This is a genomic window from Botrimarina mediterranea (assembly GCF_007753265.1).
GTDB classification, from domain to species: domain Bacteria; phylum Planctomycetota; class Planctomycetia; order Pirellulales; family Lacipirellulaceae; genus Botrimarina; species Botrimarina mediterranea.
This window is the reverse complement of record NZ_CP036349.1, coordinates 268,389-291,317: the sequence shown is the minus strand read 5'-3', so window position 1 is coordinate 291,317 and position 22,929 is coordinate 268,389. Positions and strand designations below refer to the sequence as shown.

Sequence of the window (22,929 nt, the reverse complement as noted above, 5' to 3'; positions counted from 1 at the left end):
CCCATGAAGGCCCCATCCCCATTATCTCCTCGGAGAAAACACCGTCACAAAACCGCGGCTCGAACTGCCCCGTCACCCCGTGTTCCAACCAGCCATCCCCCCAACTCCTTCTCCTAGAGCCTCCTTCGGGAGATACTTCGAGGATGCCCGACCTTGCCATCGAACGGCTCAAGCGCGAGCTGACCGACAAGTACGTGATCGTCACCGGCGGCCGGCCCGATCTGGCCCGCTTCGCTGGCGTTGTGGGCCAGGTGAAGACCGTCAATTTCAGCGGCCGGGCCCTCGTGGAGTTCACGGGCTATCTGAACAACCCGGCGTGGTTCGACATCGAGCCGGAGTGCCTGCGGGTCGTCGACGCCCCGCCGCCGCCCGACACGCTGGCGAAGAAGGCGCCCCGCCCCGCCTCGAAGGTCCCCGCGAAGGCCGCCGGCGCCTCGGCCGCCGACGTGCTCGCCGCGGTCCGTGGCGGCGGCAAGGCGGCCCCCAAGCCGGACGCCGCCGGCCGCACGCCCGCGCCCGCCGCCCCGGTAGCGAAGGCCGAGGCGTCCAAGAAGTCGGACGCCACCCCGAAGGGCGACAAGAAGGCCCCCGACAAGAAAACCAGCCCCGCGGTCGGCCAGAGCACGGCCGACATCCTCGCCGCGGCGCGGGGTAAGAAAACGCCCGACCCCCCGGCTACCGAAGTAGCTAAAGTGGAAGGGACTCAAGCAGAAGGCAAGCGCACGAGCCCCTCGGTCGGTCTATCCACCGCCGACGTGCTCGCCGCCGCGCGTGGCAAGAAGCCGGCGCCGACGGCCGACTCCTCCCCCAGCGACCCGTCCGCAGCGGCTCCCACTCCTCCCGCATCCCAACCCAAAGCGCCCCGTCCGAGCGGTATGACGACCGAAGAGATCCTCGCCGCCGCCCGCGGCGCGAAGCAGCCCGCCCACGAAAAAGCCAAGCCCTCGGCGATCGACTCGCTCGACGAAACGGCGAAGGGGCCCGAGCCGCGCCGCCATCTCACCGCGGCCGACATCCGCGACATCGGGCTGGGCAAGCTCTCGATCCGCCGCGAGCCCGTGGTGGCGACAACGCCGCGCGAGAAGAAGGTCCGCCCCGAGTCGACCGAAACGCAAGTCGACGCGCTGCCAAAGAAGCTCGATCACACCAAGCTCACCGCCGCCGACATCCTAAAGATGGGGTTGCGGAAGTAGGGAACCGCCAAGACGCCAAGAGCGCCAGGCGCCGCCAAGGATGCTGTAGAGTGTAGGCTGTAACAATCGCAGCGCAATTACGGCAACTCTACTTGCTGGATGTTCGAGTTACCTGCACCGCGCAGAAAATGTCGGTAAAGGACTTCTTCGCCTCTTCACCCAGAGCAAGCCGGACCTGGCCCCGTTCCTTCCACACGTCCGATTCATAGACCTGTGCGACGGTCCCTTTGTACTTGCCAGACAGAACGACGACTTCTTCACCATCGTTGAATGGCCAGCCTTGCAGCCATGCAGCGAGGTTGCCGATCGGCATCCAAAGGAAAAACGCTCCAGCAACAAAGCCCGCCAGTGATGCCGGCGCCGCAGCCAGTATCACCCACAAAAAGACTGGCGCCCCAGCAAGCACGATGCCCTCTTTGTGCATTCCCCAGAAGAGAATGACTGTAGCTAGTGCAGCACCAGCGCACCCTGAAAGCAACCAGCTGTGCGCCAGAAAGTAGCGGTAAAAGGCTGGCTGATTCATCATCTAAGCACATGTCGGGTGACATGCCCTTGCGGAGCATGGGCATGTGAATTGCCAAGAAACTCTGCCCTAACGCACATGCCCCATGGTCTACAACAGCTAATCCATCGGTGTAAGGTGCTCTATCTTCGAGTGGAGTTCTACTTCCATCTCTCGCCAGATGGGATCGTAGAAAGTCTTTGCCTTCGAGACGGCTCGTGGATTCTCGGACTGCTCCAGCCACGCTAGATACGCCCGCCGCTCTTGATCCCAAAAGTAAGCGTGGCGGCGGAGATTGGACTCACCTATCAAGGACGGGACATTGTGAAGTAGCTCGGCTTCTGCATGCGACCACGCGGTATCACGACATGCCGCAGCGTCTCTCAGAATCTGCAAGCCATGGTGAAGCAGCCGGATGTAAAGCTGATCTAGCACATTCATATCATCGTGTATTGCTTTACACGCACGACGGATGGCAGGGGCGATCCCGTCACCTAACCGTCCCTCTCTGCGTCTCCGCGCGAGACTTGATTGCCGGAACCGCGGACGCCTATTCCTCCGTCGCGTCCCCAACGTCCACCTGTGACCAATCGATCTCACCCGCCAATTCAAGGTCGTGATCGGCGAGCAGCGCCTTGGCGGTCTCGAGGTCGGCCTGCGCCACCAGCACCCGCGCGCCGGCGTTGATCGCGATCTGGAAGTCGGAAACCGCGTCGCCATCGACCTCCGCGCGGACGCCGTTGTCGGCAAGATAGCCCTGCACGAGGTGCGCGTCGGCCAGGTGGCCGCAGGTCGTGAGCACGACGATGTCGGTAGGGTCGGTCATTCGGATAATCCTTCGGTACTCGATGCGGGTTGAAGCGGGATGCGTTCAACCCTCCCCTAGCCCCTCCCTAAAAGAGAGGGGGATACAACGTTCCTGACCCGTAATTACAGGATCAGCAACACCAGCAGCCACAGCGCCACGACCACCGCTGTAGGACGCATCCACGAGAAAGGCGTCGCGCCCCGCATATCGGACTCGTCTTGCCCTTCTTCGACGTCGCCGACATCGACTTGTGACCAGTCGACTTTGGCGTTCTCGAGACCCTGCTCAGCGAGCAATCGCTTGGCGAGATCGAACTCGTCGGCCCGCACCAGCACGCGGACCATCCCCGGCGCCTCGGCGCGAAAGCCCGCGACCATATCCCCGTTGTAGACAGCCCGCACGCCTTGCTCCGCGAGCGCGTCGCAGATGAGGATCGCGTCGGCCTCGGTGAGCGTTTCCGTTAGCTTCACCGTCTTGTGGGGATCGCTCATACGCGGGGTCTCGAATACCAAAGCTGGAGTGGTTTAGTGATTCCTCCGGGGACTAACGTCTCCCGGCTCGCAGGCGGATCAAACGGCTAAACGATCCGGCTCCCGCTTCATCCGAGACAAGAAGTAAATCCACCGTTCTTCCTTCCCTCAGCCCCTATAGCCCCTAATCCCTCACCCAACCAACTCACTGATCGGCGCCCCACCCCCCGCGATCTTCATCGGCCGCCCGTTCGTGCTCGTGAAGTTCGTCTGCAGCGACAGCCCCAGCGCCTGGCACACCGTCGCCATCAGGTCCTCGGCCGAGTGCGGCTTCGACTCGACCATCGTGCCGTCACTGGAGGTCTCGCCGATCGCGAGGCCGCCCTTGAGGCCGCCGCCGCCCACCACGGCGCTCCAGGCCCGGGCGTAGTGGTCGCGGCCCGCGTCGCCGTTGATCCGCGGTGTGCGGCCGAACTCGCCCATCCAGAGGATCACCGTCTGGTCCAAGAGGCCACGCTCTTCGAGGTCCGACACGAGGGCGCTCATCCCCTGGTCGAGTTGCGGCAGCTTCTCGTCGAGCCGCGTGAAGCAGTCGTCGTGCAGGTCCCAGCCGCCGAAATCGACCTCGACAAACGGCACGCCTGCCTCGACAAGCCGCCGTGCTAAGAGGCAGCTGCGTCCGAAGCCCGAGTCGCCGTAACGCTCGCGCGACTTTGTCGGCTCGCTGCCGACATCGAAGGCCTTCATCTGATCGCTCCGCATCAGCGACACCGTGCGCTCGAGCACCTTGGCGTGCTCGCCGGCGGCGGGGCCGCGACGCTGCTTCGCGAAGCGGTTCTCGATCTCGGCGAGCAGCGCGAGCCGTTCGTTCATCCGCTCCTTCTCGACCAGCGGCTGCACGTCGCGCACGCGGCCGCTCGGATCGACTTGCAAAGGCGCGTAGGCCATGCCTAGGAAGCCAGGGCCCTCGCTCGGCCCGCCGATCGACACGAAGGACGGGAGCTCGAGCCCCGCCAGCTTCGGCGCCATCTCGTGCGCGACCACCGAGCCGTAGCTCGGGTGGATGACGTTGGGATTGGGTACGAAGCCGGTCCGCAGGTAGTAGGCGCCGCGCGTGTGGTCCGCTTCGCGCGTGCTCATCGAGCGCACGACGGATAGGTGCTTCATCTGCTCGGCGACCCGGGGCATCAGCGAGCTGATCTGCACGTCGCCGGTGGTGCTGATCGGCTGCGAGGGCCCGCCCGTCGCGGCGCCCGGCTTGAGGTCCCAGATGTCGATCGTCGGCGGCCCGCCGCTCATCCACAACAGGATGCACGACTTGTGCTCGCGCGCGAGCTTCGAAGCCGCCGCCTCGACGGTGCGCCCGAGCGCAAACGAAGCCGCCCCAAACGCCGCAGCGCCGGCCAGGTGATCCAGAAAATGCCGCCGGGTCATGGACATGCTTGGTTCCTCGTCTCTTGATTACCTACGCTGACTATGTGAACCACAAAGGAACGAAGGAACAAAGGACGTTTCTAAACTAACCGCTTCCTTCGTTCCTTCGTTCCTTTGTGGTTCACATAATTTATTTAGTGCTGGAGGATGAACTCGTTGCTGTTGAGCAGGGCCCACCAGATGTCCCGGAGGGCTTCGGCGGCGTCGCCCTTGCGGGCGGCGAGTAGCTGGTTGCAGACTGCGAGTTCGTTGCGGTCGGGGCGGCGTGCGAGGGCAGCGAGGTACAGCCGGTTGACGCGCTCCTCGTTCGACAGCGACGGGTCCGCCGCCACCGACGAGAGGAAACCCGCCGGCCGCTTGTCAGCGTAGTCGCCCGGAGCAGCGGACTTCTTCTTTGTTTCAATCCAACTGAGCTCGGTCGCCCGGCGCACCAACTCGCTGTTCATCATCGCCAGCGATTGCGGGATCGAGCCGTTGAACGACGTCGCCTCACCGTTCTCGTCGTTGCCGAACGCCGTCGAGAACTGCCGGGTCCAACGCCGGCGGGCCTCGTCGCGCTGCTCGACCGACAAAGATTCGTCGGCCCGCGTCGCGGCGATCAGCGACTCATAGATCTGTTCCGCGGTGAGTTGCCGCAGGTAGAACCTCGTGAACAACGGCGGCCTGCCGAGCGAGGGCTCGTCGTCCTCGTTCGAGCCGCGGGCGAGGCTGTCGAGGCCGTAGGCGTCGCTGAGCACGATCCAGCGGTCGAGCCGCTGCAGGTCGTAGCCCGAATCGCGGAACGCCGCGGCGAGCTCTTCCATCAGCTGCGGGTGCGACGGCGGGTTGTGCGCGCCCATGTCCTCGACCGGCCGAGTGAAGCCGTAACCGAAGAAGCGGCCCCACTCACGGTTCACCGCCGAGAGAGCGAAGTCGGGCGACGCGGCGATCAAGTCCGCCAGCTCCTCACGGCGTTTCACGAGCTCGACGCGTCCGCTATCGCCGTAGTCGTGCCCCCGCTGGAGGAACACGTCGTGCAGCGAAGTGCCGTCGATGAACACGGGGTAGGCGACTTGCAGCTTGCCGTTGCGAAGCTCGTAGTAAGTCTCTGCCGCCTCGGGAACACCCGGCGGGATCGCGAGCGCTTGCTCGCGGCTGCGGCCCTCGCCGTAGAAGTTGCGATCGACGATTCGCGCCTTCGCCGGGTCGTCCTCGTCATCGCGGACGCGTTCGGCGCGGGTTTGGCGGAAGAAGGCGGCGAGCTCCCAGAACTGGTTCTGCCGCCCCTCGTTGAACGGGTGGTTGTGGCACTGCGTGCATTGCACCGACACGCCGAGAAACACCTGGGCCGTCCGCGCCGTGGCCTGGACGCCGTTCTCGTCCATCTTGTCGGCGAGGTAGTTGGCGGCCGGGTTGAAGTCGTCGTCGTTGGGACGGACGCTCCCCGTGGCGGTCACGAGCTCGCGCATCAACTCATCGAGCGGCTTGTTCTCAGCGAACGCCTCGCGCAGGTACTGCACGAACGGCTCGCGCACGGCGAGCGAGTTGTTGTTCCTGCCGCCGGTGCGTCCGATGAGCAGAATGGCCCACTCGGTAGCCCGCCAGCGCGAACGCTCGTCGCGGTACTCGTCGCCTAGCAGTCGATCGACCAGCCACTCACGGCGTGATGAGGCCGGTTGCTTGGCGAACGCTTCGAGCTCGTCGATCTTGGGAATACGCCCGAGCAGATCGAGATAGACGCGGCGGGCCCAAGGGCCGTCCGGCGCAGGCTTCGAGGGGATGACCCCGGCGTCGCGCCAGCTCGCGCGGAGAGCCTCGTTGATCGACGCGACAACCTGGCCGTCATCGACCGTAGCGGCCGACGACGTGCCGGCGATCGAAAAGCCGAGTAGCACGAAACAGAGAATGAGCGTCCGCCACTGTGACCCGAAAGACTTGGACGCGTCATTCATCGACAGTGGTCCCTTGAGTGCAGAGATCTCGTTCGAACAGGGCGGCGCGAAGGCCACACCCCCAATTCTAACTGCAGCAACTCACTCATTCCTAAGCCATTGCCAACAATCGAGGACCTACTCGACCGTACAGCTGGCAATCAGCAAATAATTCTTCGCTGTCAGCCCAAGGATCGATTCCCTGCGAAGCGCCAATCGCCCCTTTGCTTGGTCCCCATACTTCAAAGTCATCCCGTTATCTCCTTTTCATGGAGCTGACTGACGGGAGGGGGGGTGTTCGAAAATGAAACAGATTTGACGAATGTAGCGAAATGATGCGTATCAAAACGCAACAGGCGGGCTGGGGTCGCCTGTTCCAACGACCCCAAGCCCGCCCGGGTTGAACAGAATCAATCGACAACAATCGCAGGGTACGGCGGCCCGCTTTCGTGTCGTAACCTCTTCTCCGTCAAGGGATTCCGTTAACCGTTGCGTTAAGCCTCTTCGTCCGCCGGCCCCCTGAGCGCCTCTTCTCATTCCGGCCCATGACTAACGGTAGGGGTCCGGTGGGTTGCCTGCTGACAACACCTTATATGCACGTCACGTGCCAAATGTTCGGAGGTGTGGAGGGAACGGAGATGTTTTTGTGACATCCCGTTGAAGTCGAAATAACAGCTTGGCGGGGCATTCTGGAGACTGCCAGCGAGACAAGAGACACCGTAAGTTTCGTGTAGGCAATCGTTTACGGCTCCCGGAGCGCTCCGGCACGAGGCCTGCTTACAGCCTTACCGACTCACGAACCGGCCGTTCCGGGGGTGAAACCACGACCCGCGCCCCGTGGCGCTTTCCAGGAGAACTTCGATGTTGCATTCCCCTTCGCGTTGGCTCAAGCGTTCTCTGCTCGCAGCCGCTGTCATGGCCGTTGGCGTTCTCACCTTGGGTGGGGCGGCCGAAGCCCAAGCTCGCCACGGCTGTGGGTATGGCGGATACGGCCCCGGGTACGGTTATGGCCACGGTCACGGCCGCCACGCCAGCTACTATCGCGGGCACGGCGGCTGGGGCGGATACGGCTACGCTCCGCGTCCCGTGGTCGTCGCCCCCGCCTATGGCTACGGAGTCGGCTACGGCGGCGGCTTCTACGGCGGCCGTGGCGTCTCGATCGGCTTCGGGTTTTGACGAAGAGCGTATGGACGATAGGGCTTTGGCGACAGCGCCAGCCCTATCGGCCTACCCGCCTACCGGCCTACCCACCTCATCTACCGATCGAACAGCTTTTTGATCGAGTAGACCGTCACCTGACGCCCGGCACGGGCGATCGAGCGGGTGAGCGGGATCTCCTTCGGGCAAACAGCGACGCAGTTCTGGGCGTTGCCGCACGCCGCCACGCCGCCGGGGCCCATCAGGGCCTCCAGACGCTCGTCGGCGATCATCTTGCCCGTGCCGTGGTCGTTGAACAGGACCGCTTGGCTGATCGCCTGGGCGCCGAGGAAGGCCGTGTCGTGGGCGGCCTGCTTGCGGGCCTCGAAGGCGTCGTCCGACTCACCCGGCTTGCGGGTCAGTTCGACCTTGGTGTACTGCGGGCACGCCTCAAGGCAGCAGCCGCACGTCATGCACTCCGACAGCGGGTAGCGGACCTCTTGGGCGTCCTGCGACTCCTTCGGGCCGGCGCCGCGGTCGAGGTAATCGTCCACTGGCACCCACGCCTCGACCCGCTCCAGGGCCCGGAACATCCGCTGGCGATCGACCACGAGGTCACGCAGCACCGGGAACTTGGCCATCGGCCGCAGCTCGATCTCGCCCGGCTGCTCTTGGAGGAGCTTGTCCACCAGCGCCGAGCAGCTCTGCCGGACGCGGCCGTTAATGACCATGGTGCAGGCGCCGCAGACCTCTTCCAGGCAGTTGCAGTCCCAGGCGACGGGGCTCGTCTTTTCGCCGGCGGCCGTCTTCGCCATCCGGGCGATCTTTTGCAAGACGCTGATGACGTTGAGGTTCGGCTCGTAGGGGATGCGGAATCGCTCCCAGCGCGTCCCCTTGCCCGGCGCGTCCTGGCGGAGCACACGGACGTCGAACGTGGACGGTTTGGCGAAGTCTTTGTTCGGGGCGATCATGCTGGGCCGGTGCGTTCGCGGTCAGTACTAGCAGAGAGCGGCGGCGATGTTGGCGACGCCGTCTTTCCTGCAATTTAGAGGCTCGCCGGGCTATCCGCCAGACGACCCCAAGAGGACTAACCGCTCTTGGGCGAATGATTTAACGCCATAGAAAACGTGGCCTTCGACGCCGTGAGAGGGTACGATCCGCCCGGCGAAGCGCTGCTTCGCCCTCCGCCCGCCGCGCCGCCCACCTGGAGCCCACCTCATGGCGAAGAAGACCGCAAAGAAGGCCACGCCCAAGCCCGCCCCCGCCAAGTCCGCCGCTTCGGAAGCCGCCAAACCCGCCAAGACCAACTCGGCCCCCAAGGTTGCTCCTAAAGCCAACCCGCCCGCCACGCCAAGCGTCACCAGTGAGGCCATCGGTTACGCCGCCGGCGACGTGTGGGGCGCGCTGCACGGCAAGGGCTGGCAAACCCTCGCCGCGGTTAAGAAGGCGTCCGGCGCGCCGAGCGACCTGACACTGATGGCGATCGGCTGGCTCGCCCGCGAAGGCAAGCTCGACTTCACCGCCATCGGTAAGACGGTGAAGGTGACGCTGAAGTAGCGGTCGCCGCTGCCAGGTTTCGACGCGGGGAAGATTCACGCCAAGCCGCCAAGGCGCGAAGGGTGAGTAAGAAGAACCACGACGGACACGAAGTTCGTGGCCACGATGGTCGCCGCGGAAGGTGCAACCTATCGATTGACTCACGACTCAAGCGATTGTCACTCGTTGCGGAGTAACACGAGGCAATTGGTAGTTGGCATGGAAAGTGAATGCCTGGTTGTTACAGGGCGAAGCGCCTTGCCACCGAGATGTGTGCGCACCGATGTCGATGTCTCTGACAAGGACTATCGAACGCAGAGATTGCCCTACATTCCGATTTGGATGCTCCCGGCGATGCTGGTCCTCAGCCGGGTGCCTTGCCCACACGCGCAGCGGATGGGCACGTGAACCAAGATCGACAGTCTACTCCAAATCGCATGCTCATCCCCTATCGGTTGTGAGCATGGCGCCCGGCTCGCCTCTAACAGGGTCCTACCACGACAACAACCTCACGACTCAGACTTAAGCGACACCAACGAGGAATCCCGGACGTTACTGGTCGGGGTCACCCGCGGATAACTTATTGCCGTCCCTTGTGAGTCAACAGAATGCATGGAGGATCAGTTGTTCTTCAAGAAGGTAGGTTTCACGCGTCGCTATTACGTACCGCTAGTGATATCCGGCGCTTTGTCGATTGTGCCGATCATCGTGCTTGAATTGATCGCGGCATGGAGTCGGCCGGATCCAATGCTTGCTTGGCAAGCTATTGGTAATCTTCCTTTGATGGCGATAGCTTGGCTGTCGTTTCTTGGGATATCTGCTTACGGTGTTGCAATTAAAGTGTCGTTTGATTCGAAGTGATGGCGATCAAGTGCCGTTGTGACACATGGAATCACACACTTTCGACAGCAACATCTGTCTCGCTAAAACCAGTTTCAGAACATCGATTTGCTAGCCGAATCGAGTTGATTGGTTAGTCGCAGGAGTCTCTGAAAGGAGACCCGCGATGACAGATCGATCCCGCGTTGACGCGAGGCGGGTGGCATGCTCACACCCGGAGGGGATGAGCATGCGAATACGGGAAGGGCATCAACCCTACTGCCGCATGCCCATCCGCTGCGCGTTTGGGCATTGCACCCAGCATGGCGCTCAACCACACCGCCGCCGGGTCACACCGCCGCCGGCTGCCGCTGCGCAGCGGCGTCTTTCGCCGCCTGGCGCTCTTTCCAGACCTCTTCGATGATCTCGGCGCCCACCAGGCCGTAGAGTCTCGGGCGGGGCGGGATCAGCGACGTGTCGACCTCTTCGTAGCTGATAGTCGGCTCGCCGTTCTCGAACGTGGCGATCGTAGTCTTCAGCCACTTGTTGTTCTTCTCTTCGAACGCGTCGCACCACTTTTCAGCCTGCTGGCGGCGTTCGGCCGGGTCGTCCGAGGTGAGGCCCGGCATTGTGAAGTCGGGCTTGAAGTGGGCGCCGCGGGACTCGTCCCGCTGTAGCGCGCCCTTCAGGATCGCCTTGGCGAGCGGGAACATGTCACGCAACGCCTTGGTGAAGACGACATTCTGGTTCGTCCAGGCGCCGGTGTCGGAGAGGCTGCAGCGCTGCGCGCGTTCGCACAACTCGTTGACCTTGGTGATCGCGGCTTCGATCTGATCGTTGCGACGCACCACCGTTGCGGCCTTGGTCATCTCCTCACCGAGTTGGTGGTGGATCTCGTAAGGATTCTCGTCGCCATCGCCCGACTGCTTGAGCAGGGCGTCGTGCTCGGCTTGCTTGGCGGCGACAGCGCCGGTGTGGAGTGAGTCGAACTTCGCGTCGCTCGCGCTCGCCTTGAGCGAGCTGAGCAACTTCTCGATGCCCGGCGCTGCGAAGAGGCCGGTGAAGATACATGAGAGCAGCGAGTTGGCCCCCAGGCGGTTGGCGCCGTGGTAGTGGTAGTCGCACTCGCCCATCGCATACAGGCCGGGGATGTCGGTCTGCTGATTGCGGGGGTTCTCGGGCTCGAGGCCGCCGTCGGAGCCGCGGACGTAGTCGGCCCACAGGCCGCCCATGATGTAGTGGACGGCCGGGAAGATCTTCATCGGGACGTCGCGCGGGTTGTCCCCCTGGAACTTCTCGTAGATGTTGAGGATGCCGCCGAGCTTGCGGTCGAGCTCTTCGCGCGGGATGTGCGTGAGGTCGAGGTAGACGCACTGCTTGTCCCCTTCGACCGACAGCCCGCCGTTGACGCAGACATCGAAGATTTCGCGCGTCGCGATGTCGCGTGGGACGAGGTTGCCGTACTCGGGATAACGCTCTTCGAGGAAGTAGTAACGCTCGCCCTCGGGGATGTCGCGCGGCGAACGCGGGTCTTGGGGCTTGCGTGGCACCCAGACGCGGCCGCCCTCGCCGCGGGCCGATTCGCTCATCAGACGCAGCTTGTCGGCGCCGGGGATCGCGGTCGGGTGGACCTGGATGAACTCGGGGTTCGCGTAACGCGCGCCGGCCTGCACACAGCGGCTGGCGGCCGAACCGTTGCACGCCATCGACATGGTGCTGCGGCCGTAGATGAGCCCGCTGCCGCCCGAGGCGACGACGACGGCGTCGGCTTTGAACGCGCGGATCTGCATCGTCACGAGGTTCTGCGCGATCGCTCCGCGGCAGCGGCCCTCGTCATCGACGATCGGGCCGAGGAAGTCCCAGCCTTCGTACATCGCGACCAGGCCGCTGGTCTTGTGGCGGCGGACCTGCTCGTCGAGGGCATACAGCAGCTGCTGACCCGTCGTGGCGCCGGCGAAGCTGGTGCGCTTGAACAGTGTGCCGCCGAAGCGCCGCTGGTCGCGAAAGCCTTCCTGCGTGCGGTTGAAGGGCACGCCGAGACGGTCCATCAGGTCGATGATCTTCGGCGCCCAGTAGGCCATCTCCTTGACGGGCGGCTGGTGCTGCAGAAAGTCGCCGCCGTAGACGGTGTCGTCGAGGTGCAGCCATTCGTTGTCGCCCTGCTGGCGGGTGAGGTCGTTGACGCTGTTGATGCCGCCTTGCGCGCAGGCGCTGTGCGAGCGTTTGACCGGCACGAGGCTCATCAGGTCGACGCCGACGCCGAGCTCGGCGAGCTTCATCGTGCAAGCCAGACCGGCGAGGCCGCCGCCGACAACCAGGACGCGTTGCTTAGCCATGACGGATTGAGCTGCTCTCTAACGGTGAAACGGGCTGCGGGGGCGGCTGCCAAATCAGCAGCACGGCGAGGACGGGGGGCTATTCGGCTTCGCCTTCGCCGGGGGGCTCCTCGTGAGCCTTCTTGTGCGAGTTGGGATCGACGAGGCCTTGTTCGACCTTCGACTCGAACATCTTGTCCTCGACCTGGCGGGCGTTCTCAAAGCCCTCGCCCGAGCCGACCGCGACCATGCCGCCGAGGGCCGAGAGGCCGACCACCAACAACGCCGCGCCAAACACGCCGCAGACGTAGAGGGCGTTCCGCTGGGCCTTGGGGCTGGTCCAGGCGCCCCAGGTGATGCCCATCGTCCAGATGCCGTTGGCGAGGTGGAACACACTAGCGGTGACGCCCAGGGCGTAGAACGCGATGATGATCGGGTTTTGCAGCGAGGCTCCCGCCGTCGACGGCGCATTGTAGGGACGGAACTGATGGCCGCCGAATTGCTCGATCAGGTCAAGCCACCACTGCATGTGGAGCCAACCGTGCTGGTGGTAAACGTGGTAGAGGATGAACACCAAGGCGATCATCCCCGTCGCCCGCTGAAGCGTGTAGCGGATGTTGGCGCCGTAGGCGTAGTGCGACGTATTCGGCTTGCCCGTTGTGATGATCCACACGCCCACCGCCGCGTGGAACAACAACGGCAGGAAGATGAAGACCCACTCGACCAGCGGCAAGATCTTGCCCAGGGCGTGGATGCTGTAGACGTTCTCTTGGAACGTCTCCGGGCCGTTGAGGACGCTGGCGTTCACCGTCAGGTGGACGACCATGAACGCGCCGACGGGGATCAGCCCCGACAACGAGTGCAGGCGTCGGATCAAGAACTCGTGCCGTTCAAAGAACGACAGGCCGGAAGCCCCGGACGAATCAACTGACGAAGCGACAGACACCGACGACCCTCGGGTTCAACTGGCATCGCGGGGAGAAACCGCCCGCTAGCTCGTCAACCGAATCGCCGGGCCGGGGCTTAACCGGCCCCGAGTATACGGCTCTCCCCCGGCGCAAAGAAACGGGGGGCGTCCAAAGGACGCCCCCCGTGTGCTCCAGGATTTAGCTCCCGGTCATTAACCGGGGGCCAATTGCGTCTTCAAAGCCCAAGCTCGGCCGCTTTCGAGCGGTACTGGTTCGCCAAGACGGTTTCGCCGCTGGCTTCGAGCTCCGTGGTCAGTTGCTCGTAGGCGGGCGCCAGCTTCTCGTTGAACTCGATGGCGTTCATGTACGACTGGATCGCTTTCTCCCGATCTCCGGCAGCCGCCTGGGCCCTGCCGCGTCGGTAGTAGTGCAGCGACTCCGTCGGCTGCAGTCGGATCGCCTCGTTCAGGTCGTCAATCGCCTTGCGGTAGTCGCCCTGCGCCAAGTGGGCTAGGCCGCGATTGACAAAAGCGGGGACGTAGCGGTCGCTGACGGCGATCGACTCGCCGTAGGCCCGGATCGCCTCGTTCATGTCGCCGAGCTTGGCCCACGACATGCCTTTCCAGAGATTCGAACGCGGGCTGTCGAAGTTGATCGACGCCGCCTGCTCGAAATCGCGGATCGCCAGACGCTCTTCGCCCAGGAAGTGGAAGCAGATTCCCCGGCGGAAGTAGGCTTCGCCTTGATTGGGATCGAGTTGCAGGAGTTTGCTGAACGACTTCACGGCCTTCGCCAGCTCGCCTTGCAGACGCTCGGCCACGCCGAGGCGATAGAGCGCGGCGACCTTAACGCCGCCAACCCGTTGGTCCTTCTCGGGCAGCAGGTCGAGAAGCTTTTCACAAGTCGCGGCGCTCAGGGCGTACTGCTGGGCGGCCGCTTCGTCGTCCCCTTCGCGGCCCAGCGCCTTGCCCTGCTCTTCGTAGGCCGACGCCAGCGTCAGGTAACCCTGCACGAACGGCAGCGTGTCTTCTTCGTCCTTCGGCACATACTTGGCGATCGCCTGCTCGAGATTGGCGGTGGCGTCCGCATAATTCTCATTGACCAGCGCGATCTGCGCGCGGGTGAAGTAGGGCTCGTAGTTGTCCGGCTCGATCTCCAGCGAAGCGGCGAGATCGGCCTCGGCCTCCTCGAACTTCCGCATCGCCCCATAAGCCTGGCCGCGGAGACGCAGGGCCTCGGCCTTCTGCGCGTCCTCACCTTCGGGGACTTCTTCCATCGAAGCCAAGATATCCAGGTACTTCGTCAGGGCTTTTTCACCCTGCTCGGCGCCGCCGAGCTTCACCATCGCCTTGCCGTAGTCGAACTGGTACTGCGGGTTCATACGGTTGGCTTGAACGGCGGCTTGCAGATCGGGCAGCGCCGCGTCGTACGCGTCAACCTTCATGTAGACCTCGCCACGAGTGCTCTGGATCTCGGGGAGGATCTGTGGCTGGGATTGCGAGTACTGGGTCGCCTTCTTGAGGTCCTCCAGCGCCGCTTCGTACTCCTCTAGCTGGGCGTAAGCCTTGGCCCGCAACACCAGCGGACCCGGAGCGAATGCCCCGGCGCGCTCGTAGGCGTTGACGATGGTCGTGAAGGAACCGACAGCCGCGTCGAAATCCCCTTCCTGAAACTGCTTCTGGCCTTGCTCAAGCACGGCCTTGACCTGCTCTTCCGGAGTGAGCTCGCCCGACGCGATCGGGTCGACCAAGTCGGCGTCATCCTGGGCGAGAGCCGGGACAGCCGAGAGACCACACGCCAGTAGGGCTGCGGCGAAAGAACGGGCGAAGGTTTTCATGTCGCGACGCGCCTTGGCAGGAGATTCGCAGGAGTCGGTGATGCTCCAAACCAGGCCCCCCGCTCGATGGGGATGCAGGCCTGGTTCGGACTCCCGAGTCTACAACCGTTGAACGCGTCTGGCGCCGGAACGGTTCCCAGGCAGCGGCGATTTCCAAGCGCGGTGGCGCGGATTGCTCCGCCAACGACGGTCGCAACAATTGCCGCGCGCCGCGGGAAACGCCTGAGCCGTGGGAGGAACCCCGTTACGCGATCTCTTTCGCCGGCTGGGTGTCCTTCTTCCCCGCCAGCGCCTTGCGGCTGTATTGCTTGGCGGTGCGGTTGTACTCCGTCGCGAACGCCTCGGCGGACTCGGGAGTAAACTCGCGGTCGATGGTCCGCTTGAAGCGGCCCAGCTCGTAGACATGAACGACGTAGTTCGCCTGCGGCTCGGGACGGCCGTACTCGTCGGTCTTCTCTTCGGGAGTCTCCTCGGCCTTCTCGGCGACGGCCGGCTCTTCGTGAGCGGGCTCGGCTTTCTTGGGCTCGGCCTTGGCGGGATTGGCCTTCTTGGGCTCGGCTTTTTTGGGCTCGGCGGCGATCTCCTCCGGCGCGGGGGCGGCCTGGGATACGTCCTCGTCCTCGGCGTCATCGAACAGCCCGGCGCCGAACCTCGCCGTTTTCGCGGGACCGGAGGGCTTAGCGGGAGACTTCTTCTTGACCGGAACGGGCTTGTCGATGACCAGCTTCGCCGGCTTCTTCTTGGCCTTCTTACGCGGGGCCGGCGCTTCGACTTCTACGTCTTCGTCGTCTTCTTCGGCGACCTCTTCTTCGACGCGGGCCCGCTTGACCTTCTTCTTTGTCGCCTTCTTCTTCGTGGTCGTCTTCTTGGGCGCAGCGGTCTTCTTCTTGGCGACCTTCTTCTTGGCCGTCTTCTTTTTGGGCTTTTCCGTCTCGGAATCGTCGTCGAAATCGACGTCCGCTTCGCGGTGGAACAGGTCGTCGTCTTCTTCGCGCGGCATCGGCATGGCTAGATAGCCCGTGAGTGGAACTGCTGAAAGCGGCTGCTGGAAGTCGGCAGGGGGGAGAGCCTTTTTTGGAATCTCCCCCGCGATCACCGCTTCGGAACCGGGCGCCGACTCTCACGGTGGGCAGCCCACCGTAAGGAATCCGAGCCTGGCGTGGATCGGGAGACAAACCGCCGGCGGGAGACGCTCGCCGGCGTGGAGCTAGCCCGGCTGCCCCCACCCGTGGGTGGCGGACCTGGGCCATGCGGACGACGCCGCACTGCAATGCCTAGTATCCCGGTCGCCCTCCCACGCTGTCAATCCTGGGGGATTTGTTTGACGCCCCACGGAGGCCGGTGGACGACCCAGCCCCCCCTTTCAGCCCCCTTCCAGGCGGTCGCAAAACCACCCCTTGGAGGGGTTTTGGGGCGGTGCTCCGAACATCAACCACCAGCCTCTGCCGTGAACATGCGATCAGATCCGCATAGAGGGCCCGTAGACGCGTCCGTGGGGTCTTCTAAGGGTTTACCAAGGCCCCCTGCGCCCGATGGCTTAAACGGGCTCCTGGGGCCTCACCGAAGAACGCCGGGGAACACCCAAATGGGGGGGTGCGACTCCCCAATCTCGATCACGGCGTTGTGGCTACTGCCGCATCGCCATTTGCTGCCGGGCGACCTCGACGGCACGCGCTAGGGCCGCGTCGTTCTCCGACGCCTTGGCTTCGGGGGCGCCGCGGAATCCTGCCACGTGCTTCGCCGCCTCGGCGCCTTGGGCGAGCGTCCGGACCGGCACGTCGGGGCTTACGCCCACGTCGCTGATCGCCTTGCCCAGCGGCGAGTAGAACTTGGCGGTCGTCAGGCGGATGCCGGCCCCCGAGTGGGCCATCGGGAAAATGCCCTGGACCGAACCCTTGCCGAACGAGCGGGCGCCGACGATCGACCCGCGACGGCTGTCGCGGATCGCGGCGGCGAAGATCTCGCTCGCCGACGCCGAGTCGCCGTCGATCAGCACCACCAGCGGAACCCGCCAGGTGCCGGCTTGATGGGCGCGGTAGTCGAAATCCTCGCCGTCGCTTCGACCACGGGTCGAGACGATGTTGCCCTGAGTGACGAACTTATCAACCAGCTCGACCGCCGAAGTGAGCAGGCCGCCGGGGTTGCCACGGAGGTCGATCACCAGCGACCGCATGTTCTGACGGTGGAGGTCCCAGAGGGCCGTCTCCACGTCGCGGCTGGTGGACTTCTGGAAGACCGGGATCCGCATGTAGGCGACGCCGTAGTCCGCGTCACAGATCCGCGCGTCCTCGATGCTCGGCACCTCGACGTGTTCACGACGAACCCGGAGCGTCCTGGCTTGCCCGCCAGCAGCCGCTTGCGGCTTAGCGGCCAGATAAGCCAGGTCGTCGGTCTCACCCGCCGTGGCGTCCTTTGTTACGACGGTGACGAACGCAAAACTCCCCTCTTCACCGGTGAGCAGCGAAGCGGCCTCGTCGGTGCTCAGCGACGCGGTCTGCTGGCCATCGACGGCGGTGATGCGGTCGCCGGCCTTCATGCCCGCGCGTTCGGCCGGGCTGCCGGGGATGACGCGGACGATCAGCAGGGCGCCGTTGTCGGCCTTGAGCTCGACGCCGAGGCCGACGAAGTTGCCTTCGATCTGTGAGTAAACGTCACGCAGCTGGCCGGGCGTCAGGAACGCCGAGTAGGTGTCCAGACCGCCGGCGGCCGCCGAGACGAACTCCATCGTCCAAGCCGATGCGGGGGCGCCGATGCGGGTCTCGCCGAGCGACGACAAGTCGGCCGCGATCCGCAGGGCCTCACGGGCGTTCCGCACCTCGCCGATCGACAGCAGGCGGTCGTTAAGCTCTTGGCGGAGCGCTTCGATCTGCGCGTCGGTGGGGCGGACGCCGTGCTGCCTTTGGAACAGCGGATCGCGGGCCGCGACCAGCATCGCATGCGCGCCGCGGCGCGAGAGCTTCGTCCACGGCGGATCGACGACGTAGTGCGACTCGATCTTCGACAGCAGCTCGGCGTGCAGGTCGAGCGACGAGCGGGCGTCGATCGTCCGCAGCGTCTCGACGAAGCTGGCGTCGGCGTAGCGACGCTCGAGGCAGCTATGCAAACGGGCGACATCGAACCGCCACTCGAGGCGGCGATCGCCCGGGTTGTCGCGGAGAGCTTGCTCGTAGTGAGCGACCGCGTCGGCCCAGCGGCCGAGCGATTCGAGCTCGAGGCCTTTCTCGACGGCGACGTCGGAAGTCGGGGGAAGAGCGGCCGCCGGGATGGCGACCGACTCGGTCGCCGACGGGGCAGGCGGCGTACCAACCGCCTGACCGAACGCCGCAAGCGGCGCCGACGACAGGGTGACTAGCAGCAGGACGCGGCGACTGAGCGACGCGGCAAACTTAAGGGACATAAGGGCTCGTTCCGTCTCGCTGGGACAGGGCGCCCTGCGGAGCGTCGATGCGAGACCTCTCGCAATCAGACCTTCGCGGGGCGGCTCGCTCGCAACCGACGCCGAGACGGGTCGCACCGCTTGAGCCGGCTCAAGAGCAGCCGGGCAGAAGAAGTGGGACGCTGTCGCGGTGGGGAGGGCAGTCGCGATCGAATCAGCCGCGTTGTCGGAGCGCGTCCCAGCTCGTGTGCCCGAGGAGCGGTCTCGCCGCCTCTTGCACACTCTTCCGACATCTCCCCGGCAGTCATGCCCGGGTTCGTGGCTTCCGGAATATAGATCGCAGTTTCGGGGCGGTCAAAAAACGGGTCGCCGAGTTTCTGAAGCTCATCCCCCTGTTTGGACGGGCGATCCGCAAAGGCGGAGCGACTGACCAGCCGCGGGCGGGGTCGCACGCAATGTGCGGGTTGTGGCGACAGAGCGTCGCAGCGACGCGTTGACCGTGAGAAACCTGCCCTCGCCAGGGGCGGCGCTTCACCAGCGCCGCGGTGGTTGAGAGGGAGTGGTCGCGTTGGCTTCGTGCCGTCAGTCGCCGGGGCGCCCTCGCCCCGGCCGTTCTGGCGTATCTACGCCGGCCGCCCGGGCGGGGTTCACGCCGGCGCCGGGATCGGGAAACTTAGGCGATGCTATCGCTGCTGAAGGGCTGTCGGCTATCGCCTGTCAGCTAGAACCGGACGCTAAGGCGTGCCGGCTGATTTTGCTGGTAGCGATTTATCAGCCGCGGGGCCTTAGCCCCCGGTTCCTTCACTACTTAACTCTTGCTGCTCTCTATGCCCACGACTCCCGTCCAACAGGCCCTCCTCAGCGTCAGCGACAAAACGGGGCTCGTCGAGTTCGCCCGGCGGCTCTCGGCGGCGGGGGTGCGGCTGCTCAGCACAGGCGGCACCCGCAAGGCGATCGAGGACGCCGGCCTCCCGGTGCGTGACGTCGCCGAGTACACGGGCTATCCCGAGATGATGGATGGCCGCGTCAAGACGCTGCACCCGCGCATCCACGGCGGTCTGCTCTGTCGGCGCGACAACTCGGGCGACACGGCCTCCGCCGCCGAACACGGGATCGAGATGATCGACCTGGTGGTGGTGAACCTCTACCCGTTCGAACAGACGATCGCCGCGGGCGACCCGCCGATCGAGAAGGCGATCGAACAGATCGACATCGGCGGCCCGTCGATGGTCCGCTCGGCCGCGAAGAACCACGCCTTCGTCGCGGTCGCCACGGACCCGTCGCAGTACGACGCCATCGCCGAGGCGATCGAGTCGCGCGGCGGCACGTCGCTCGAAGAACGCCAGAAGCTCGCCGCCGCGGCGTTCGCACACACGGCGAAGTACGACGCGGCGATTGCTGGTTACTTCTCGCGGCAGACAGGGGCGCGACAGACGGACGCTAAGCCGCCAGCGGCTGGGGGTGACGAGCACTTCCCCGAGCGGTTGGACGTCTCGCTCGTGCGTAAGGCTTCGCTGCGTTACGGCGAGAACCCGCACCAACCCGCGGCGCTCTATGCGCTAGCGGACGCGGCGCCGACGTCGCTCGTCTATGGCGAACAGCTCAACGGCAAGGAGCTGTCGTACAACAACCTGCTCGACCTCGACGCCGCTTGGGCCGCTGCGCAGACGTTGCCAAAGCCAGGCGTCGCCGTGCTGAAACACAACAACCCCTGCGGCGCGGCGACAGCGGCGACCGTCGGCGAAGCGACTCGCTTGGCGTGGGACGGCGACCCGCTCAGCGCGTTCGGTTCGATCCTCGGTTACAACGCCCCAGTCGACGCGGCTTCGGCCGAGTGCTTGGCCGAGCCCGGCAAGTTCGTCGAAGCGATCGCCGCGCCCGACTTCACGCCCGAGGCGATCGAGATCCTCACCACCAAGCCGAAGTGGCGGGCCAACGTGCGGCTGGTGAAGATCGGCGGCGCCGGCGCGTCAGGTAGGCGCCTGATGCTGCGGGCGATCGACGGCGGCTACCTCGCGCAGACCGCCGACGAAGGGCCGGACGAGTTCGACAAGTGGCAGTGCGTGACGGACGCCAAGCCCACCGACGAACAGCTCAAGGACTTGAAATTCGCCTGGGCGGCGTGCCGGCACGTGAAGAGTAACGCCATCGTCCTGGCTCGTGGCGGCATGCTGGTGGGCGTTGGCGCGGGTCAGATGAGCCGGGTCGATTCGGTCGAGATCGCGATCCGCAAGGCCGGCGACCGCGTGCGGGGAGCCGCACTCGCCTCGGACGCGTTCTTCCCGTTCGAGGACTCGATCCAGACCGCCCACGAGGCGGGCGTCGCCGCGGTGATCCAACCCGGCGGGTCCAAGCGAGACCAAGAAGTCATCCATGCCTGCAACCAGTTTGGCATGCCGATGCTCTTCACGGGGAAGCGGCACTTCCGACACTAGCGAACGCAGCGACTTTGCGGATACCTCGCCGCGGCGGCGCATTTGCTCGCTTGTTAGTAGAGAATTGCGCATGATATAAAGGGAACGTGAAGCCCGCCTTCCCGATTCGCTGGCCTGGGTGGTTCTCTCCCTAGGCCGGCGCCCGCCCTATTCCCGCCGCCCGCCCGCTGCTCCGCCATGGCCCGCGTCACGCTGCAAGTGCTCGACGGCGCCGATCGAGGGGCCGTGTTTACCGATGTCGTCACGCCGCTCACGATCGGTCGTGAAGAAGGGAACACGATCCAGCTCAACGACGAGCGGATCAGCCGCTTCCACGTGAAGATCCAAGAGGATCAGGGAAAGGTCGTGCTCACCGACCTGGAGAGCACCAACGGCACGCGCGTCAACGGGCTCGACACTCAGCTCCGCATCCTGCAAGTCGGCGACCTGATCGCGGTCGGTCGCTCGACGCTGCTCTTCGGCGCACGCGAAGAGATCGCCGACCGGGTTGAGGTGTTGCGCGCTCTGGGGGCGCGGGCGCCGAGCGACTCGATGGTCGAGAAGGCGACCGGCCCAATGGAAAGCCGCGCCCAGCGTGTCGACGAATCGGTCGGCGGCATCGATCTGCACTGGGGTTCCGACTCGATCGGCTTCCCCGGCACGCTCCACCTGCCCGGCCCGCCCGACCTGCCCGAGGGGCTCACCCCCGCGCAAGCGGCGCAGGTCGTCGAGATGCTGGAGTATTTCCACCTCCGCACCCGCGCCCTGCTACACGGCGCGATCGCCCCCGACGGCGACGGCCCGATCGCGATCGAGCGCCAGCGCTGGCACGAGCTGATCGACCTGCAAGCGCAGATCGCCCAGTACCTGCGGCGGATCGGCGAAGCGACTTAGCACTACCCTGCGGACGCCGGCTTTACTGGTGGTATGAAGCAGTTCTCTGTTAAAGACGCCGCGTTGCCCGAAGTGCTGGCGGTTGTCACGACGGGTGAACACGACGGGTGAAGAAGTTCACATGATTGAAGACGGGCAAGTAGTGGCTATCTTCTGGCCACCGGGTAAAGCCCCACCTTCTGCCTACGAGGAAAGCCTTCAATTGGATACGTTCGATTAGGCTTCCGATACCATTTTGTAGGAGGCGTCTCCGACGCCGATTACGCGCACCACGCCGTTTCGAGATGGACACCGTAATCGGCGTCGGAGACGCCTCCTACAGAAGCCCCCTGTCCTTTCTGCTCGCTCAATACGGTTCCGGCTGAATCCACTCCTCATAAAGCGCCGGCGGCGTTAGGCCGGGCCAGTCTTCGGGCGTTTGGCCGATGAGTTGGGCGTGGACGAGGCCGTTCATTTCGCCCACCAGGCGGGTATGGAGGATCTTGTTCTCGGGGTTGGCGTGGACCTCGCTGCGGAAGCGGCCGGCCCAGCCAACAGTGCGCGTCCAAGGCTCTTCGACCGCGGTGACGAGCGGCTTGGCGGCGGAGAACGCCCGGTGCATCCGCTCGGTGGCGCGGAAGGTGCCACCGTCGTCGCCGACAATTTTCTTGCCGTCGATCGTGATCTCACGGTCGTCGTAAGCGATGACAACGAGGCGATGTTCATCGCCTGGCGCGTCGAGCCACGCCCGTAGCTTCTCGTCGTGCAGCTTGGCGTCGAAGGAGTAGTTGGCGTCGAGATAGACGATGCGATCGAGCCAATCGGGCAGCGCGTCGTTCCCCTCGATCACGCCCCACAAGAAACTGCCGCCGCCGGAGTGGCAAGCGAGCGTCACCTTCGACAGCGCCGACTTCGAGGGGCGTCCGCCAAAACGCTCACGCCACGCGGCGAGCTTCTCGGCGATGATCGCATTGGCGCCCTCGTGGGTCGCCCGCCAGTTCGGCCACGTCAGGCCCTTCGCCTCCACGGCGATCAGCACGATCCGCTCTTCGGGTAACATCGACCGCAGCATCCGCGTCTGCGCGGCGATGTGCTGGATGCCATGCCGCCAGTGCCGGCCCTCGGCGGGGGCGCAGCCGAGGGTTTCTTCGAGCGTGTTGCCGTTGGGCAGGGCGAAGACGAGCAACCGCGTTGGGCGCCCGTCGGCGCCACCCTGCCCATCATTATTGGTCGGTTCGTTGACGTGGACCCGGATGTCTGGGTCTTCCGCAAGATTCGCCACCCGTTCGGCGAACCAGGGCGAAGCGGTCCACGTGACTTCAGCATCCTGCGCGGTTGCGCGGGGGGCGACTGTTAAGAGGGCGGCGGCGAGGGCGAGGCGGGTGAAGTGGCGCATC

Annotated in this window: 18 protein-coding genes; 6 read left to right on the top strand and 12 right to left on the bottom strand. The window is 64.9% G+C overall.

Annotation, left to right across the window (positions count from 1 at the left end; all coding sequences use genetic code 11):
• The first annotated feature begins 143 nt into the window (after nt 1-143).
• Nucleotides 144-1,193 carry a hypothetical protein gene (locus Spa11_RS01140; RefSeq protein ID WP_145105669.1) on the top strand — a complete coding sequence of 350 codons (1,050 nt, stop codon included), beginning with the start codon at nt 144-146 and terminating at the stop codon, nt 1,191-1,193.
• An 88-nt stretch (nt 1,194-1,281) separates the two neighbouring features.
• Here Spa11_RS01140 and Spa11_RS01135 read toward each other — a convergent pair whose 3' ends face one another.
• The 5 genes from Spa11_RS01135 to Spa11_RS01115 all read right to left on the bottom strand — a co-directional run bounded on the left by Spa11_RS01135 (nt 1,282) and on the right by Spa11_RS01115 (nt 6,338).
• Nucleotides 1,282-1,719 carry a KOW domain-containing RNA-binding protein gene (locus Spa11_RS01135; protein ID WP_145105666.1) on the bottom strand — a complete coding sequence of 146 codons (438 nt, stop codon included), beginning with the start codon at nt 1,717-1,719 and terminating at the stop codon, nt 1,282-1,284.
• A 526-nt stretch (nt 1,720-2,245) separates the two neighbouring features.
• Nucleotides 2,246-2,521, bottom strand: coding sequence for a putative signal transducing protein (locus tag Spa11_RS01130; protein WP_145105663.1), 276 nt, complete (start codon nt 2,519-2,521; stop codon nt 2,246-2,248).
• Between the two features lie 104 nt (nt 2,522-2,625).
• Nucleotides 2,626-2,994 carry a hypothetical protein gene (locus Spa11_RS01125; RefSeq protein ID WP_145105660.1) on the bottom strand — a complete coding sequence of 123 codons (369 nt, stop codon included), beginning with the start codon at nt 2,992-2,994 and terminating at the stop codon, nt 2,626-2,628.
• A gap of 171 nt (nt 2,995-3,165) precedes the next feature.
• Entirely contained in the window at nt 3,166-4,407 is a 1,242-nt protein-coding gene (locus Spa11_RS01120) for a DUF1501 domain-containing protein (RefSeq protein ID WP_145116875.1), read from the bottom strand.
• Nucleotides 4,408-4,541: 134 nt separating this feature from the next.
• On the bottom strand, nt 4,542-6,338 hold the full coding sequence (locus Spa11_RS01115) for a DUF1549 domain-containing protein (RefSeq protein ID WP_145105658.1): 1,797 nt from the start codon (nt 6,336-6,338) through the stop codon (nt 4,542-4,544).
• Between the two features lie 840 nt (nt 6,339-7,178).
• On the opposite strand from Spa11_RS01115, the gene Spa11_RS01110 reads away from it, so the two are divergent.
• Nucleotides 7,179-7,493, top strand: coding sequence for a hypothetical protein (locus tag Spa11_RS01110; RefSeq protein WP_197529651.1), 315 nt, complete (start codon nt 7,179-7,181; stop codon nt 7,491-7,493).
• An 80-nt stretch (nt 7,494-7,573) separates the two neighbouring features.
• On the opposite strand, the gene sdhB is transcribed toward Spa11_RS01110, so the two are convergent.
• Complete coding sequence (gene sdhB, locus Spa11_RS01105) at nt 7,574-8,425, bottom strand: succinate dehydrogenase iron-sulfur subunit (protein WP_145105655.1); 852 nt, start codon at nt 8,423-8,425, stop codon at nt 7,574-7,576.
• Between the two features lie 247 nt (nt 8,426-8,672).
• Here sdhB and Spa11_RS22690 point away from each other — a divergent pair, with 247 nt between their 5' ends.
• Together Spa11_RS22690 and Spa11_RS01095 are read left to right on the top strand one after the other, a co-directional pair.
• Nucleotides 8,673-9,011 carry a winged helix-turn-helix domain-containing protein gene (locus tag Spa11_RS22690; RefSeq protein WP_197529650.1) on the top strand — a complete coding sequence of 113 codons (339 nt, stop codon included), beginning with the start codon at nt 8,673-8,675 and terminating at the stop codon, nt 9,009-9,011.
• Between the two features lie 603 nt (nt 9,012-9,614).
• Nucleotides 9,615-9,851, top strand: a complete 237-nt coding sequence (locus Spa11_RS01095) for a hypothetical protein (RefSeq protein ID WP_145105652.1) — start codon at nt 9,615-9,617, stop codon at nt 9,849-9,851.
• Nucleotides 9,852-10,159: 308 nt separating this feature from the next.
• On the opposite strand, the gene sdhA is transcribed toward Spa11_RS01095, so the two are convergent.
• The 5 genes from sdhA to Spa11_RS01070 form a co-directional block, all read right to left on the bottom strand.
• Nucleotides 10,160-12,145: a succinate dehydrogenase flavoprotein subunit gene (gene sdhA / locus Spa11_RS01090; protein WP_145105648.1), complete on the bottom strand. Its 1,986-nt coding sequence runs from the start codon at nt 12,143-12,145 to the stop codon at nt 10,160-10,162.
• Between the two features lie 79 nt (nt 12,146-12,224).
• Nucleotides 12,225-13,070 (bottom strand): succinate dehydrogenase cytochrome b558 subunit, encoded by an 846-nt coding sequence (locus Spa11_RS01085; protein ID WP_145105645.1) that lies wholly within the window; start codon nt 13,068-13,070, stop codon nt 12,225-12,227.
• Nucleotides 13,071-13,267: 197 nt separating this feature from the next.
• Nucleotides 13,268-14,869, bottom strand: a complete 1,602-nt coding sequence (locus Spa11_RS01080) for a tetratricopeptide repeat protein (protein WP_145105643.1) — start codon at nt 14,867-14,869, stop codon at nt 13,268-13,270.
• A 244-nt stretch (nt 14,870-15,113) separates the two neighbouring features.
• On the bottom strand, nt 15,114-15,875 hold the full coding sequence (locus tag Spa11_RS01075) for a hypothetical protein (protein ID WP_145105640.1): 762 nt from the start codon (nt 15,873-15,875) through the stop codon (nt 15,114-15,116).
• 621 nt (nt 15,876-16,496) lie between these two features.
• Nucleotides 16,497-18,266 carry a S41 family peptidase gene (locus Spa11_RS01070; protein ID WP_145105637.1) on the bottom strand — a complete coding sequence of 590 codons (1,770 nt, stop codon included), beginning with the start codon at nt 18,264-18,266 and terminating at the stop codon, nt 16,497-16,499.
• An 806-nt stretch (nt 18,267-19,072) separates the two neighbouring features.
• Between Spa11_RS01070 and purH the strand changes: the two genes are divergently transcribed.
• Both purH and Spa11_RS01060 read left to right on the top strand, forming a co-directional pair.
• Nucleotides 19,073-20,680: a bifunctional phosphoribosylaminoimidazolecarboxamide formyltransferase/IMP cyclohydrolase gene (gene purH / locus Spa11_RS01065; protein WP_145105634.1), complete on the top strand. Its 1,608-nt coding sequence runs from the start codon at nt 19,073-19,075 to the stop codon at nt 20,678-20,680.
• Nucleotides 20,681-20,857: 177 nt separating this feature from the next.
• Nucleotides 20,858-21,553, top strand: a complete 696-nt coding sequence (locus Spa11_RS01060; RefSeq protein ID WP_145105630.1) for an FHA domain-containing protein — start codon at nt 20,858-20,860, stop codon at nt 21,551-21,553.
• Nucleotides 21,554-21,899: 346 nt separating this feature from the next.
• Here the strand turns inward: Spa11_RS01060 and Spa11_RS01055 are convergent, their stop codons facing one another.
• On the bottom strand, nt 21,900-22,928 hold the full coding sequence (locus tag Spa11_RS01055) for a hypothetical protein (RefSeq protein WP_145105627.1): 1,029 nt from the start codon (nt 22,926-22,928) through the stop codon (nt 21,900-21,902).
• Nucleotide 22,929: the final 1 nt, after the last annotated feature.

Bases quoted from the DNA above. Each gene is read 5' to 3' on its own strand.
- Spa11_RS01070 (WP_145105637.1), bottom strand. From the start codon at position 18,266: ATGTCCCTTAAGTTTGCCGCGTCGCTCAGTCGCCGCGTCCTGCTGCTA.
- Spa11_RS01060 (WP_145105630.1), top strand. From the start codon at position 20,858: ATGGCCCGCGTCACGCTGCAAGTGCTCGACGGCGCCGATCGAGGGGCC.
- Spa11_RS01080 (WP_145105643.1), bottom strand. From the start codon at position 14,869: ATGAAAACCTTCGCCCGTTCTTTCGCCGCAGCCCTACTGGCGTGTGGT.
- Spa11_RS01075 (WP_145105640.1), bottom strand. From the start codon at position 15,875: ATGCCGATGCCGCGCGAAGAAGACGACGACCTGTTCCACCGCGAAGCG.
- Spa11_RS01140 (WP_145105669.1), top strand. From the start codon at position 144: ATGCCCGACCTTGCCATCGAACGGCTCAAGCGCGAGCTGACCGACAAG.
- Spa11_RS01110 (WP_197529651.1), top strand. From the start codon at position 7,179: ATGTTGCATTCCCCTTCGCGTTGGCTCAAGCGTTCTCTGCTCGCAGCC.
- Spa11_RS01120 (WP_145116875.1), bottom strand. From the start codon at position 4,407: ATGACCCGGCGGCATTTTCTGGATCACCTGGCCGGCGCTGCGGCGTTT.
- Spa11_RS01055 (WP_145105627.1), bottom strand. From the start codon at position 22,928: ATGCGCCACTTCACCCGCCTCGCCCTCGCCGCCGCCCTCTTAACAGTC.
- Spa11_RS22690 (WP_197529650.1), top strand. From the start codon at position 8,673: ATGGCGAAGAAGACCGCAAAGAAGGCCACGCCCAAGCCCGCCCCCGCC.
- sdhB (WP_145105655.1), bottom strand. From the start codon at position 8,425: ATGATCGCCCCGAACAAAGACTTCGCCAAACCGTCCACGTTCGACGTC.
- Spa11_RS01115 (WP_145105658.1), bottom strand. From the start codon at position 6,338: ATGAATGACGCGTCCAAGTCTTTCGGGTCACAGTGGCGGACGCTCATT.
- Spa11_RS01125 (WP_145105660.1), bottom strand. From the start codon at position 2,994: ATGAGCGATCCCCACAAGACGGTGAAGCTAACGGAAACGCTCACCGAG.
- sdhA (WP_145105648.1), bottom strand. From the start codon at position 12,145: ATGGCTAAGCAACGCGTCCTGGTTGTCGGCGGCGGCCTCGCCGGTCTG.
- Spa11_RS01135 (WP_145105666.1), bottom strand. From the start codon at position 1,719: ATGATGAATCAGCCAGCCTTTTACCGCTACTTTCTGGCGCACAGCTGG.
- Spa11_RS01130 (WP_145105663.1), bottom strand. From the start codon at position 2,521: ATGACCGACCCTACCGACATCGTCGTGCTCACGACCTGCGGCCACCTG.
- purH (WP_145105634.1), top strand. From the start codon at position 19,073: ATGCCCACGACTCCCGTCCAACAGGCCCTCCTCAGCGTCAGCGACAAA.